We start from the raw sequence: 13,093 nt of genomic DNA, 5'->3' as shown, positions 1-13,093 counted from the left end.
GTCAACGCTCCAGCCAGGCGCCCCTCACATGCAGCTGACGCAGCCCGAACCTTGACCCCGGCGGCACGCATGCCGACCTTCTGCCCCAAGCCACCGCTGGTGGTCCCCTTCGGGAATCGAGACGATATGAGCGAGCACACCAAGGCTGTCAGTGACGACAGCTTCAAGACCGACGTATTGGAGGCCTCTGGCCCCGTGCTGGTCGATTTCTGGGCCGAGTGGTGCGGCCCGTGCCGCATGGTCGGCCCGATCCTCGATGAGATCGGCAAGGAATATGCCGGCAAGCTGACCGTGGCGAAGGTCAACATCGACGAGAACCCGATGACGCCGAACGAGTATTCGGTGCGCGGCATCCCGACGATGATCCTGTTCAAGGATGGCAAGCCCGTGGACATGAAGGTGGGCGCCATGCCGCGCGGCCAGCTTCGGGCCTGGGTTGATCAGGCCCTCGGCGCCTGACCGGCTTGCGCGCCGTACTGCTTCTTGCGCTGGGGCTGGCCGCCTGCGCGGCCGGCCCTGTTCCGGCGCAGGAGGTGGTGCGGAGCGAAAGGGCCAGTTTCCGGGTGCGGGATTTCGCGGCCGGGCTGGACCACCCCTGGGGCGCCGCCTTCCTGCCGGATGGGCGGCTGCTGGTGACGGAGCGGCCTGGACGGCTACGGATCATCGGACGGGACGGTGCCGTTTCCCCGGCCCTGCCTGGCATGCCCGATGTGGTGGCGCAGGGCCAGGGCGGATTGCTGGACGTGGCGCTGGCCCCGGATTTCGACCGGACGCGGCAGGTCTATCTCTGCCTGGCAGGCGCGGCCCAGGGTGGGGTACTGACCCGGCTGGCGACCGCGACGCTCTCGCCGGACATGGCGCGGCTGGAGGGAACCCGGACCCTGCTGGATGCGACGCCGGCCCAGTCCTCCGGGCGGAACCATTATGGATGCCGGATTGCCTTTGGGCCGGACGGCAAGTTCTATCTTTCCACGGGCGAACGCTACAACGACAAGGGGCGGGCGCAGCGGCTGGATGATCTGGGCGGCAAGGTACTGCGGCTGGAGCGGGACGGACGCCCCGCCGAGGGCAATCCCTTCATCGGACGCCCGGATGCCCGACCGGAAATTTTCACCTATGGGCACCGGAACCCGCAGGGGCTGGCCGTCAACCCGGCCACCGGATCGCTGATCGAGATCGAGTTCGGTGCCCGGGGCGGCGATGAGGTGAACCGGTTGCGAGCCGGGGCGAATTACGGCTGGCCGCTCGTGTCCTACGGCACGGATTACGACGGCAGCCCAATCGGCACCGGGCAGGCGAGCGCGCCGGGAATCGAGGAACCGCTGAAGCACTGGACGCCGGCGGTGAGTCCTTCGGGCGGAAATTTCTATACGGGCGATGCCTTTCCGGCCTGGCGGGGCAACCTGTTCCTGGCCGCGCTGCGCACGCCCGGCCTGATCCGGCTGACAATGGATGGCGACCGCGTGGTGGGGGAGGAGCGGCTGCTCTGGGGCCGCACGCGCTTCCGCCAGGTGCTGCCTGGGCCTGACGGCTTCCTCTACATCCTGACGGACGAGACCCGGGGCCGCGTGCTCCGACTGGAGCCAGCATCGTGAGCACATCCGAGGCCCAGGAAGCCCTTTCAGGCCTTTATGCGCTATCGGCGCCGAAGCCTGATGGCGGTCGCGTGCCGCTCGCGGATTACCGCGGCCAGGTGCTGCTGATCGTGAACACGGCAAGCCAGTGCGGCTTCACGCCGCAATATGCGGGGCTGGAGGCGTTGCAACGCCGCTACGGGCCGCAGGGCTTCTCGGTGCTGGCCTTTCCCTGCAACCAGTTCGGGCGGCAGGAGCCCGGCGATGCCGCCGAAATCGCGAATTTCTGCACGACCAAATACGATGTCAGCTTCCCCGTCTTCGCCAAGATCGAGGTGAACGGGGCAGGAGCCGATCCGCTGTTCCGCTTTCTCAAGCAGGAGGCGCCGGGGGCGCTCGGGACGGAAGCGGTGAAGTGGAACTTCACCAAGTTCCTGGTGGACCGCAGCGGCCGCGTGGTGGCGCGCTACGCACCCGCGACCGCGCCGGAGAAGATCACCGGCGAGATCGAGCGGCTGCTCAGCGCGTAATGCCCTGCCTCAGGCGGTGCGAGCGCCGCCGGGACGGGGAACGCTGATCACGAAGAGGCGGTGGTTGGCGATGTCGATGTTGCGGCGCGCCTTCTCGTTCCACACGCGCTCGGCGGTCTTCGTGTCATGGAAGGGGCCGTAGCTCTCCTCCGATCCAGGCTCGAGGGTCGTAAAGGTCGCGTCGGTGAAGATGCCGCCCCAGATGAAATGAAGCTGGGGGTAGGTGTTGTCGGGCATGGCCTCGGCTCATCAACGGGTGCGGCGCAGCAAATACTCCCCTGGGGTGAATTTCCCAAGGGCGGGGGCCATGACATTCATGCGGGGCTGAACCTGGAAAGCGCCTGAATTCAGGATCTTTCCGCTTATTGTTCTTGATATGTTCTTGATGTCGCGCAGATTGCCTCTCATATCGGAGGGCCAGCCGTAAGGACCTTTCATGGATCTGCGCGAGAAGCTCGAGATCCTCGCCGATGCCGCGAAATACGACGCGTCCTGCGCGTCCTCCGGCACCGAAAAGCGTGACAGCCGCGAAGGTGGTCTGGGCAGCACGGAAGGCATGGGAATTTGCCATGCCTATGCGCCGGACGGCCGCTGCATCTCGCTCCTGAAGGTGCTGCTGACCAATGCCTGCGTCTTTGACTGCGCCTATTGCATCAACCGGGCCTCCTCGAATGTGCGGCGGGCGCGGTTCTCGGTGCGGGAAATCGTCGGGCTGACGCTCGACTTCTACCGGCGGAACTACATCGAGGGGCTGTTTCTCTCCTCCGGCATCATCCGCTCGCCGGACTACACGATGGAGCAGATCGTGCGGGTCGCGCGGGAGCTGCGGGAGACGCACGGCTTCAAGGGCTATATCCACCTCAAGACCATTCCCGATGCCGATCCCGCGCTGCTGGCGGAGGCCGGGCGGCATGCGGACCGGCTGTCGATCAATGTGGAGCTGCCTCAGGCCGGGAGCCTGAAGGCGCTGGCGCCGGAGAAGGACGCGGGCGCTATCCGCCTGGCCATGGCTGGGCTGCGGAGGCGGATCGACGAGGCGCGGGAGGCCAAGGCCGAGTCCTCGGTGGTGCGGGTGGCCATGTCAGGCGGGCGCCGGGCGACTGCCCCGCGCTTCGCCCCGGCCGGGCAATCCACGCAGATGATTGTGGGGGCGGACTCCTCGGATGATGCGGCGATCCTGGACACCAGCGTCCATCTCTATGGGGCCTACCGGCTGAAGCGGGTCTATTTCTCCGCCTATTCGCCGATCCCCGATGCCTCCTCCATCCTGCCGCCCGTGGCGCCGCCTCTGGTGCGGGAGCACCGGCTCTACCAGGCCGATTGGCTGCTCCGCTTCTACGGCTTCACCGCACCGGAGGTTCTGGCGGGCGGCGAAGGCGGGATGCTGGACCTGGAGTTGGACCCGAAGCTCGCCTGGGCGCTGAAGCACCGCGCGGTCTTCCCCGTGGATGTGAACCGGGCGGATCGCGAGATGCTGCTGCGCGTGCCCGGGCTAGGCGCGAAGACAGTGGAGAGGATTCTCGCCGCGCGCCATGTGCGGTCCTTCCGCATGGCGGATCTGGCGCGGCTGCGGGTGAATCTTCGGAAGATCGCGCCCTTTGTCACGACAGCGGACCACCATCCGCGCAGGGGGCTGCTGGACCGGGCCGATCTGCGCAACCTGCTGCTGCCGAAGGATGGGTTGGCCGAACGCGCCACCATCCTGCCGGCCGGCGGGATGATACGGCCGGTGCAGCTGCCACTGTTCGGGCCGGCGCCGCTGCCCCTTCCGGGGCAGGGCGCCGTGCCCGTGGCGGCTGCCTGATGCCGGTCGGCGGTCGCATCAGGCCAGGCGGGCACGGGATGTGCCCGCCATCGGCGGCCTCAGTAGCGGCGGCCGCGCCGCGCGTCGTGGCGGCCCTGCAAATAGGCACGTTCCTGTGCCCGTTCGGACTGGTCGTAGAGATAGCCAGCGCCGGCGCCCAGGCCGCCGCCGAGCAGCGCGCCCCAGCCGGCATTGCCGCTGAAGGAGCCGACAACCCCGCCCAGGGCGGCGCCGCCCAGGGCGCCGGTTCCAACGGTGCGCTGGGTGCGGTCCATGCCGGCACAGGCGCCGAGGGACAGGGTGGCGAGCAGGGGAAGGGCGAGGCGGGCGGCGCGCAGGGTCATGGTCGTCCTCATCTCAGCGGGTCGCCCGGGTGCTGCGGGCGCTGGGTTGGGCCGCCTGGGCCGGGCAGGGATAGGTGGCCTGGGCCCAGCGCAGCAGGCCGTCCGGCGCTGGTTCGCTGCCATATTGCGGGTTCTGCTTCGCCCAGTTCGCGAAGGCGATGGCCGACTGCGCCACGCTCGGCGTCGGGCTCGGCACGCAGAAGAGCGGCGGCACGCGGCCACCCGCCGGGTGCAGCAGGGCATGGTACTGGCCGATGGCCGTCACATAGCCCTGGCAATAGGCGATGGCCTCCAGCCGCTGCACGCCCGTGCTGTCCGGCAGGCAGATCGCCGCGAGATCAGCGGTGGTGGAGACCGAGGTCGGCGCGGAGGACGCCGGCGCTGCGGGAGACTGGGCCTGGGCGCTGGGCGCCGCAGCAAAGGCTGCAATGGTCAGGGCCGCCAGCGTGGCGGTCCGGTGGATGGTCCGCATGGATCGAAAATCTCCCCTCACCGGCCCGGCTGCGGGCGAAGCCCGCCCGCCATCCGGACCCATGACTGCAATGACACGCCCGGACAGGCGCGCCTGCGTTTTCTGTCCTTCCTCCGATGCTCCGCAACCCGTGGCGCCGGGCTGGGGCCATCAAGAATTGCTGCGGCGGCGCTTTCGCCGGGCTTTTGGAGGAATGGCATGACGCGGTGTTGCGTCAGGCTGAACGCACCGGATGACTTCGATGGCTGGCGCGAGGCCGCACGTGCGCTGGTGATGGTGGGACTCGGGCCCGCCGAGGTGACTTGGCTGGTGGAGGGCGATCCCGTGCCGCTCTTCGGCTCTGGGCCGCCGCCCCCGCCACCCGCCAGCGCCGCCGCGCCACGCGTGCCGCGCGGCTTCCCTGAACTGGCCCAGCTCGTATCGCGGCATCGCGATCCCGAGCGCTTTGCGCTGCTTCATTCCTTGCTGCACCGGCTGCAATCGGAGCGTGGGCTGTTGGACGACGCGGCCGATCCGGAGGTCGCGCGGGCCCAGGCCATGGCACGCGCGGTGCGGCGGGACGCGCATAAGATGCACGCCTTCCTGCGCTTCCGGGAGGTTCGCGTGGAGGATGGGACCTCCGCTGCCCCGGCATCCCGCTTCGTTGCCTGGTACGAGCCGGAGCACCACATCCTGCGAGCAGAGGCCGGCTTCTTTTTGCGCCGCTTCGCCAGCCTGCGCTGGTCCATCCTGACCCCGGCGCTCTCTGCCCATTGGGATGGGGAGGAGGTCCGGTACGGCCCGGGTGCGAGACGGACCGATGCGCCTTCCGAGGACGCCGCCGAGGGGCTCTGGCGGGCCTATTTCGCCTCGATCTTCAACCCGGCCCGGCTGAAGCCCGCCGCCATGCGGGCCGAGATGCCGAAGAAGTACTGGCGCAACCTGCCGGAGGCGCAGGACATTCCGCGCCTGGTGGCGGAAGCCCCGAAGCGCATGGCAGAGATGGTGGCCCGCGGCGCCACCCCGGCGGCGGAGCGCCGCCAGCGTGCGATTCACCTGCCCGCCCATCTGCGCGGCGCGCAGCCGCAGGCGGCCCAAAGCGTTGAAACCGCCATGCCGGCCGATCTGCTGACCAACACCGCCGATTTCGCCGAGGCCCAGGCCACGCTGCGCCGTGCCCTCCTGGCGCGCAACGACCTGCCGCCCTGGGTAGCCAATGCCACCCAGCCCGTGATGGGCGAGGGACCCCAGCACCCGCTGCTGATGTTCATCGGCGAGCAGCCCGGTGACGAGGAGGACATCCAGGGCCGTCCCTTCGTCGGCCCCGCAGGCCGGTTGTGGAACAGGGCACTGGAAGAGGCGGGCGTCTCGCGCGACGAAGCCTATGTCACCAATGCCGTGAAGCACTTCAAGTTCACGCCCACCGGCAAGCGGCGGCTGCACCAGTCCCCGGATGCGGGCGACATCGCCTTCTACCGCCCCTTCCTGCAGCGCGAGATCGGCTTCGTGCAGCCGCGCCTGATCGTCACCCTGGGCGCGACGGCGCTGCGGGCCGTTTCCGGCCGGGCCATGGCCGTGACGAAGCTGCGCGGCTCCCTGCTGCGCGATCCGGAAGGACGGCCCTTCTACCCGACCGTCCACCCGTCCTATCTGCTGCGGCTGCCGGACCCGGCGGCCAAGGCGCGGGAGTATGACCGCTTCGTCGAGGATCTCGGCCAGGCGGCGGCCACGGCGCGGACGCTGCCGTAGCGGCCAATGAAAAAGGACCGGGAAGAATTCCTTCTCCCCCGGTCTTTCTTACGCGCCCGCCATCGTCAGCCCTTCGATCCGCAGCGTCGGGCTATCCGTGCCGCGCTTGAAGCGAAGGTCGTTGGCCGGGGTGATGTTCAGGAACATCTCCAGCAGGTTCCCCGCCAGGGTCACGCCCGAGAAGGGTTCGGCAAGCTGGCCGTTGCGGATCATGAATCCGGAGGCGCCGCGGCTGTAATCGCCGGTCAGGCCGTTGATGCTGCTCCCGATCATCTCCGTGACGTAGAGGCCCTCGGTGATGTCGGCCATCAGCGCCTCTGGCGTCAGCGTGCCCGGCTCCAGCCACAGATTGGTGGTGGAGGGAGAGGGCGGGCCGCCGACGGAACGGGCGGCGCGGCCATTGGATTGCAGGCCGAGCTGACGGGCGGAGCGCCAGTCCAGCAGCCAGTGATTCAGCACGCCGTCCTCCACGATTGCGAGGGGGGCGGTGGGCATGCCCTCGGCATCGAAGGGACGGGAACGGAGACCGCGGGGGCGGGTGGGGTCGTCACGCAGGGTCAGGCCGCGGGCCATGACCTGCTGGCCCATCTTCTTCAGCAGGAAGCTGGTGCCGCGGGCGACGGCCGCGCCATTCGCCGCGCCGACAAGATGGCCGAGGATCGAGCCGGCCACGCGCGGATCATAGAGCACGGGCAGGCGCGCCGTGGCGGGGCGGATCGGATTCAGGCGGCGGACAGCCCGCTCCCCGGCATTGCGGCCAAGGGTCTCGGGATCATCCAGGTCGGAAAGATGGGTGGCGGAGCTGTAGTCGTAGTCCCGCTCCATCGCCGTACCCTCGCCGGCCAGGGCGGTGACGGACAGGCTGTGGCCGCTGCGGGTGTAACTGCCCATGAAGCCGTTCGAGGCGGCCAGCGCGATCATCGTCCGGCTCCAGCCGGCATCCGCACCCTCGGAATTGGTCACGCCGGCAACGGCGCGGGCGGCTTCCTCGGCGCGGCGGGCGCGCTCGGTCAGGGCAGCGACGTCGGGCTCCTGCCCGTCATCCATGTCCAGCGGCAGGTCGGCCAGGGCAGGCACCTGCTCGGGCAGCCCACCGAAGGGATCCTCCGGCACAGCCCAGGCCATGGCGACGGCGCGCTCCGCCAGGGCCCGGAAGCCCGCCGGGCTGGCATCGGTGGTGGAGACGGTGGCCTGTCGCTTCCCCAGGAAGACGCGCAGGCCGATATCGAAGCCCTCGGCACGCTCGACATTCTCCACCTCGCCCAGCCGCATCTGGACGGAGAGGGAGGAGCCGGCCACCAGCATGGCATCCGCCGCATCCGCCCCCGCCGCGCGGGCGGCGGAGACGAGGTCGGACAGGGTGTCGCGCGGGTCGGCCTTGGCCTGCTCGACCGCCGCGCTCACGCCGCGAGCCTCTCTGCGACCTCGGGGAGGTGCGGGACGCGGCCAGCCGGGCCAAGCGCGGCCAGGGTCGGCGGAGCGCGGAAGGCGCGGGCGGCCGCCTGCTGAACCTGCTCCACCGTCACGGCGGCGATCTTCGCCTTGGTCTCCTCGACCGGAATGATGCGGCCATGGACCTGGAGCTGGCGGGCAAGCTGCTCGCAGCGGGAGCCCGTGGATTCCAGGGACATGAGGACGGAGGCGCGGAGCTGAGCCTTGGCGCGGGCCAGTTCCTCCTCGGTCACGTCGTGCTGCACGCGGCGCAGCTCCTCCAGCGTGGCTGGCATCAGCTCGGCCGCCTGTTCCTCGCCTGTGCCGGCATAGATCGTGAAGAGGCCGGCATCCCGGTACGGGGAGTGGAATGAATAGACGGAATAGACGAGGCCGCGACGCTCGCGAATCTCCTGGAACAGGCGGGAGGACATGCCGCCACCGAGGATCGTGGAGAGCAGCATCGTCGGGTAGTGCATCGGGTCGCCATAGGCAGGCCCAGGGAAGCCCAGCAGCAGATGGACCTGATCCAGGTCCCGCTCCTCACGGAACTCGCCGCCCGTGTAGCGGGCGGGCTCGGCCTGGTGCTGCTCGATGGTGGGCAGGTCGGCGAAGTGCTTCTTCGTCAGATCGACCAGCTGGTCATGGTCCACGGCGCCAGCAGCGGCGATGACCATGCGGGACGGGCCGTAATGGCGGCGCATATAGCCCGTCAGGGCCTCGCGCGGCAGTTTCTCGATGATCTCCGCCGGGCCGAGGGTCGGGCGACCCATAGGCTGGCCGGCATAGGCGGTTTCCTGGAAGTGGTCGAAGACGATGTCATCAGGCGTGTCATTCGCCTGACCGATCTCCTGCAGGATCACGCCGCGCTCGCGCTCCACCTCCTCGGGGATGAAGGTGGAATGGGTCAGGATGTCGCCGAGGATATCGGCGGCCAGGGGCAGATCCTCCTTCAGGACCTTGGCGTAATAGGCGGTCGTCTCGCGGGCCGTGTAGGCATTCAGGTGGCCGCCCACCGCCTCGATCTCCCGTGCAATGGCATGGGCGTCGCGCTTTTCCGTGCCCTTGAAGGCCATGTGCTCCAGGAAGTGGGAGACGCCGTTCTCATGCGCCTCCTCGTCGCGCGTGCCGGTATGGGCGTAGGCGCCGATCGACGCGGTTTCCACGCGGGACATGGTGTCGGAGACGATGGTGAGGCCGTTGGGGAGGCGGGTAAGACGGACAGCGCCGCCGTTCAGTGCGGGGTCGGTGGCGGCGGCCAGGATCTGCTCGGTCATGCTTGGGGGATGGCTTCCGGAGACGGAGGGGCGTTTCAGCTCCTGAATGTAGGGCGTCCGGCGGCGGGGTGCGAGGCGTGAGCCTCCAATCGGTGCAGCGCGCGGCTTAGCGGGCGGCGTGGCGGGTGGGGGGTGGCGGTGCGGGCGGGGGAAGCGGGAGGGGCCGCTGGAGGGCGCTGCGGCGGGGCGTATCCGGCGTTTCGGGGGCCATCCGGGGGCAGAGCAGAATGAAGCCCGCCAGCACGCTGGCGGGAATGAGCGGCCCCGGAAGCCGCCAGGCGGGCGCCCGGGCCGGGCGGCGCGGGCGCCGGCGGCGGGCGCGGGTGGGCTCCTCGGATTCGGGCGCCGGATTGGCGGGAAACTGGAACAGGGTGTCCGCGCGTGGAAGATCGGAAACATGCAGGAGCAGCACGCCTACGCGGGCAGCCAGCGCATGGGCGGCGGCGGTATAGGGCGCGTTGGAGACGACGGCCGCGCCATCCGCGCCGGCATAGCCACGCCCCGCCAGGGCTTCCTGCACCGCCTTGTTGCCGACGGGGCGGGTATAGAGCTTGCACTGCAGCACCACGGTGCGGCCGCCTTTGCGGGCCAGCACGTCCACACCTTGATCCCCGGAACCACGGCCGACCGAGACGGACCAGCCGCGCGCGGCGAGGGCGTCGGCGCAATGCTGTTCGAACTGGCGGGGCGTGAGGGCAGAGACCTGGGCCTTGCCGCTTGGGGCGGCGGGAGCGGTTTCGGCGGGCACGCCATGGGCGATGAGCAGCACCGCCGCGAGAAGGAGGAGCGCAACCGCGGCGAGCAGCACCCCCAGACCCATGACCTCTCCGGCCGACTTGACGTCACCGGCGGGCCGCCGGGCGGCCTGTCCGGCACTTGCGACTCGGGGCTTGAGAACCTGACAGGCCTATTAGGTGCCGTTCTTCACAGGGAACTTCAACATCGGCGGCTAAATCAGGTCAGGAAATTCGCGTTTTCGATCAAAGATTTCGCGGTGAGGCGCCGGACGCGCCCGCGCACCATGCCGCGGCAGCCCCGAAAAAGAAGATGAGGGGGCCGGGGGAGAATTCCTTCTCCCCCGGAATCTATCCATCGGCGGATCAGGCGAGGGTCGCTGCCAGCGCCTCGGCCATCCGCCGCGCGAAGGCCGCTGGATCACGCGGAGTATCGCCGTCCTGGACCCGGGCGAGGTCGAGCAGCAGCCCAGCCGTCTCCTCCAGTCCGGTGCCCGTCTCGGCCTTTGCCGCGAGGCTCCGTACCAGCGGGTGGCGAGGATTGATCTCCAGCACGGGCATACCGGCGCCGACACTGCGGCCGGCCCGCTGCAGCAGGCGCTGCATATGCAGGTCGGGCCCGCCTGCGGCAGCCGCGAGCACGACGGCGCTGTCCACAAGGCGATCCGTGGCGCGCACATCGGAGACATCGGCCTTGAGGGCATCCTTCAGGATCGGAATCAGCTTGGAGACATCCGCGGCTTCCCCGGCTGCGCTCTCCCCGGCCGCGATCTTCGACAGGTCGACCGTACCCTGGGTGATGCTCCGGATCGGCTTCTCCTCGAAGCTGCCCAGCCGCTCCGGCCAGAAGGCATCGATCCCATCCGAGAGCAGCAGCACCTCAACGCCACGGGCGCGGAAGCCCTCAAGCTGGGGCGACTTCGCCAGCGCCTCCTGCGAGTCCCCGGCCAGGATGTAGATCGCCTCCTGTCCCTCCTTCATGCGGGAGACATAGTCGGCAAGAGAGGTCCAGCCCTCCAGGGCGGACGAACGGAAGCGCAGAAGGCCGGCCAGCTCCTTGCGGTGCTCCGAATCCTCCCAGACGCCCTCCTTCAGGATCGGGCCGAAATTCTCCCAGAACTTGGCGTAGCTCTCGGCATCCTTCGCGCGTGTCTTCAGCTCCGACATCACACGATTCGTCACCGCCCGGCGAATGCGAGCCAGCACCGGCGTCGCCTGCAGCATCTCGCGCGAGACATTCAGCGGCAGGTCCTCGGTGTCTACCACGCCTTGCACGAAGCGCAGCCAGGAGGGCAGCAACTCGGCTTCATCGGTGATGAACATCCGCCGCACATGCAGGCGCACGCGGCTCTCCCGCTCACCTTCCAGAACCTGGAAGGGCTTCATGCCCGGTATGAAGAGCAGCGCGCTGAACTCCAGCGCCCCCTCGGCATGCCAATGCAGCGTGGCCCAGGGCTCGTCGAAGACATGGCCGAGATGGCGGTAGAACTCGGTGTAGCTCTCCGCGCTGACCTCGGATTTCGGCTTGCGCCAGAGGGCCGTGCCCTCATTCGCGGGCTCGTCCTTGCCATCCCGGGCAACGGTAATGGGGATGGTGATGTGGTCCGCCCATTTGCGGATGATTGACTGAAGCCGGAATGGCTCCAGGAACTCCTCCGCATCGGACTTGATGTGCAGAACGATATCCGTCCCCGGCTCGTCGCGGCTGGCAGGGGCGAGTGTGTAGTCGCCCTGGCCCGTGGAGGCCCAGGTCCAGGCCTCGTCGCTTCCGGCGCGGCGGGAGGTGACCTCCACCCGGTCGGCGACCATGAAAGCGGAGTAGAAACCCACGCCGAACTGGCCGATCAGGCTGGGGCGATCGCCCGGCTTGGCCTCGGCCAGGGACTGCGTGAAGGCACGGGTGCCGGAGCGCGCGATGGTGCCGAGATTCTCGGCCAGATCGCCCTTGCTCATGCCGATGCCGGGATCGGAGATGGTGAGGGTCCGGGCGGCCTTGTCCGGGATGACCCGGACCGCGGCGCCCTCGGGCACTGCCGGGATGGGCTGGGTCAGGGAGTCGAAGCGGCGCCGGTCCACCGCATCGGCGGCATTCGCCACCAGTTCGCGCAGAAAGATCTCCCGGTCCGAGTAGAGGGCGTGGACCACCAGGTCCAGAAGCCGCCCGACCTCCGCGCCGAATTCGTGGCGCTCCACCGTCTCGCTCACAAGCGTCCTCCAGGGGATCAGAAACAACCGGCCCGCGATATGAAAGGTGTCCTGCCAGGCTTCAAGGCCCGCTCCTGCGCCAGGCCAGCCATGATCTCGTTCCGGACGTATCGCCAGCAGGATTGGGGCTGCTACCGGCGCGTCTTGTCTCCCGCTACCCTCGCCGCGCCAGCAGGGAGACCGTCATGGACACCGTTGGAGGAAAGCAGGCGGATGACGAGAGGCCCGGGCGTTCCGCTGCCGTGCCGATCCCTGCCAGCACCGGCGAGGCCATTACCGTCCTGGCCCATTTTCACCGCGCGGAGATCGGGCGGATGACGGGGTGGAGGGACCGGATTGACCTGACGACCAACTGGGCCATTACCGTGGTCGCCGGGATGCTCTCCGTCTCACTCTCGACTCCCGCCGCGCACCATGGCGTGCTTCTCTTCGCCATGGTGCTGGTGATGCTGCTGCTTTCCATCGAGGCGCGCCGCTACCGCTTCTTCGATGTCTACAGAACGCGAGTGCGGCGGCTCGAGCGGAACTATTATGCGCAGATCTTCGCACCCCGGCCTGGCAGGACGGATGACTGGGTGAGGGATCTGGGCGAGGATCTGCGCGAGCCAAAATTCCTGATGTCGCGGAGAGCGGCGATCTCGCGCAGGTTACGACGGAACTACTTCTGGATGTTCCTCGTGCTGCTGGCCGCCTGGATCCTCAAGATCTCCTCCTCGTGGCTGCTGCGGGACGAGGTTGCGGTGGACCCGGCGAAGCCCGTGCCCGGCATCATCCAGAATGTCGCGCTCGGCCCTGTTCCGGGATGGGCCGTGCTCATCGCGGTGGGCGTGTTCTACTGCTGGCTTTGCTACGCCACCTTTCGCCCGCGCGAGAAAGGCGGTGAGCTGGCTCATGGCGAGGTCCATGTCTGAGCCGGGAGCGAGGACCAGACCAATCTCAGCGGCGGGCCTGCCTGCTGGAAGGCGCTGATTGTGTGCGTTTGGAGGCGACAAGA

13 protein-coding genes are annotated in these 13,093 nt (G+C 68.8%); 6 read left to right on the top strand and 7 right to left on the bottom strand.

The features are described 5' to 3' along the window. Positions 1–126: 126 nt before the first annotated feature. From trxA to ACO1BU_RS08280, 3 genes are read left to right on the top strand one after another with little or no spacing between them, the layout of a single operon-like run. On the top strand, positions 127–459 hold the full coding sequence (gene trxA, locus ACO1BU_RS08290) for a thioredoxin TrxA (RefSeq protein WP_424135446.1): 333 nt from the start codon (positions 127–129) through the stop codon (positions 457–459). Positions 460–464: 5 nt separating this feature from the next. Then, a complete protein-coding gene (locus tag ACO1BU_RS08285) occupies positions 465–1,595 on the top strand; it encodes a PQQ-dependent sugar dehydrogenase (RefSeq protein WP_424135445.1) in 1,131 nt (376 codons plus the stop codon). Further along, positions 1,592–2,104, top strand: coding sequence for a glutathione peroxidase (locus ACO1BU_RS08280; RefSeq protein WP_424135444.1), 513 nt, complete (start codon positions 1,592–1,594; stop codon positions 2,102–2,104). The genes ACO1BU_RS08285 and ACO1BU_RS08280 overlap by 4 nt, the downstream gene beginning before the upstream one ends. A 9-nt stretch (positions 2,105–2,113) precedes the next feature. On the opposite strand, the gene ACO1BU_RS08275 is transcribed toward ACO1BU_RS08280, so the two are convergent. After that, positions 2,114–2,341 (bottom strand): DUF4170 domain-containing protein, encoded by a 228-nt coding sequence (locus tag ACO1BU_RS08275; protein ID WP_424135443.1) that lies wholly within the window; start codon positions 2,339–2,341, stop codon positions 2,114–2,116. A 199-nt stretch (positions 2,342–2,540) separates the two neighbouring features. Here ACO1BU_RS08275 and ACO1BU_RS08270 point away from each other — a divergent pair, with 199 nt between their 5' ends. After that, the gene (locus tag ACO1BU_RS08270; RefSeq protein WP_424135442.1) at positions 2,541–3,908 is read left to right on the top strand and encodes a putative DNA modification/repair radical SAM protein; all 1,368 of its coding nucleotides are present in this window, start codon (positions 2,541–2,543) and stop codon (positions 3,906–3,908) included. A gap of 59 nt (positions 3,909–3,967) precedes the next feature. Here the strand turns inward: ACO1BU_RS08270 and ACO1BU_RS08265 are convergent, their stop codons facing one another. After that, positions 3,968–4,252, bottom strand: coding sequence for a glycine zipper domain-containing protein (locus tag ACO1BU_RS08265; protein WP_424135441.1), 285 nt, complete (start codon positions 4,250–4,252; stop codon positions 3,968–3,970). A gap of 13 nt (positions 4,253–4,265) precedes the next feature. Then, positions 4,266–4,724, bottom strand: a complete 459-nt coding sequence (locus ACO1BU_RS08260; protein ID WP_424135440.1) for a Rap1a/Tai family immunity protein — start codon at positions 4,722–4,724, stop codon at positions 4,266–4,268. Between the two features lie 198 nt (positions 4,725–4,922). On the opposite strand from ACO1BU_RS08260, the gene ACO1BU_RS08255 reads away from it, so the two are divergent. After that, the gene (locus ACO1BU_RS08255; RefSeq protein WP_424135439.1) at positions 4,923–6,452 is read left to right on the top strand and encodes a UdgX family uracil-DNA binding protein; all 1,530 of its coding nucleotides are present in this window, start codon (positions 4,923–4,925) and stop codon (positions 6,450–6,452) included. A gap of 48 nt (positions 6,453–6,500) precedes the next feature. Here ACO1BU_RS08255 and ACO1BU_RS08250 read toward each other — a convergent pair whose 3' ends face one another. From ACO1BU_RS08250 to htpG, 4 genes are all read right to left on the bottom strand, one after another. Then, complete coding sequence (locus tag ACO1BU_RS08250) at positions 6,501–7,856, bottom strand: TldD/PmbA family protein (protein ID WP_424135438.1); 1,356 nt, start codon at positions 7,854–7,856, stop codon at positions 6,501–6,503. Continuing rightward, the gene (locus ACO1BU_RS08245) at positions 7,853–9,160 is read right to left on the bottom strand and encodes a M16 family metallopeptidase (protein ID WP_424135437.1); all 1,308 of its coding nucleotides are present in this window, start codon (positions 9,158–9,160) and stop codon (positions 7,853–7,855) included. The genes ACO1BU_RS08250 and ACO1BU_RS08245 overlap by 4 nt, the downstream gene beginning before the upstream one ends. 106 nt (positions 9,161–9,266) lie before the next feature. Next, positions 9,267–9,980: a restriction endonuclease gene (locus ACO1BU_RS08240; RefSeq protein ID WP_424135436.1), complete on the bottom strand. Its 714-nt coding sequence runs from the start codon at positions 9,978–9,980 to the stop codon at positions 9,267–9,269. A gap of 280 nt (positions 9,981–10,260) precedes the next feature. Further along, positions 10,261–12,099 carry a molecular chaperone HtpG gene (htpG, locus tag ACO1BU_RS08235; protein WP_424135435.1) on the bottom strand — a complete coding sequence of 613 codons (1,839 nt, stop codon included), beginning with the start codon at positions 12,097–12,099 and terminating at the stop codon, positions 10,261–10,263. Positions 12,100–12,284: 185 nt separating this feature from the next. Here htpG and ACO1BU_RS08230 point away from each other — a divergent pair, with 185 nt between their 5' ends. After that, positions 12,285–13,010, top strand: coding sequence for a DUF2270 domain-containing protein (locus ACO1BU_RS08230; RefSeq protein WP_424135434.1), 726 nt, complete (start codon positions 12,285–12,287; stop codon positions 13,008–13,010). The last annotated feature ends 83 nt before the right edge of the window (positions 13,011–13,093 follow it).

Source organism: Roseomonas chloroacetimidivorans, assembly GCF_049629625.1.
GTDB classification, from domain to species: domain Bacteria; phylum Pseudomonadota; class Alphaproteobacteria; order Acetobacterales; family Acetobacteraceae; genus Roseomonas; species Roseomonas chloroacetimidivorans.
Note: the sequence above shows the minus strand (reverse complement) of the source record. Positions and strands in the feature narration are given on the sequence as shown.

Coding starts and splice junctions, on each gene's coding strand:
- trxA (WP_424135446.1), top strand. CDS start 127: ATGAGCGAGCACACCAAGGCTGTCAGTGACGACAGCTTCAAGACCGAC.
- ACO1BU_RS08275 (WP_424135443.1), bottom strand. CDS start 2,341: ATGCCCGACAACACCTACCCCCAGCTTCATTTCATCTGGGGCGGCATC.
- ACO1BU_RS08270 (WP_424135442.1), top strand. CDS start 2,541: ATGGATCTGCGCGAGAAGCTCGAGATCCTCGCCGATGCCGCGAAATAC.
- ACO1BU_RS08265 (WP_424135441.1), bottom strand. CDS start 4,252: ATGACCCTGCGCGCCGCCCGCCTCGCCCTTCCCCTGCTCGCCACCCTG.
- ACO1BU_RS08260 (WP_424135440.1), bottom strand. CDS start 4,724: ATGCGGACCATCCACCGGACCGCCACGCTGGCGGCCCTGACCATTGCA.
- ACO1BU_RS08255 (WP_424135439.1), top strand. CDS start 4,923: ATGACGCGGTGTTGCGTCAGGCTGAACGCACCGGATGACTTCGATGGC.
- ACO1BU_RS08245 (WP_424135437.1), bottom strand. CDS start 9,160: ATGACCGAGCAGATCCTGGCCGCCGCCACCGACCCCGCACTGAACGGC.
- ACO1BU_RS08240 (WP_424135436.1), bottom strand. CDS start 9,980: ATGGGTCTGGGGGTGCTGCTCGCCGCGGTTGCGCTCCTCCTTCTCGCG.
- ACO1BU_RS08230 (WP_424135434.1), top strand. CDS start 12,285: ATGGACACCGTTGGAGGAAAGCAGGCGGATGACGAGAGGCCCGGGCGT.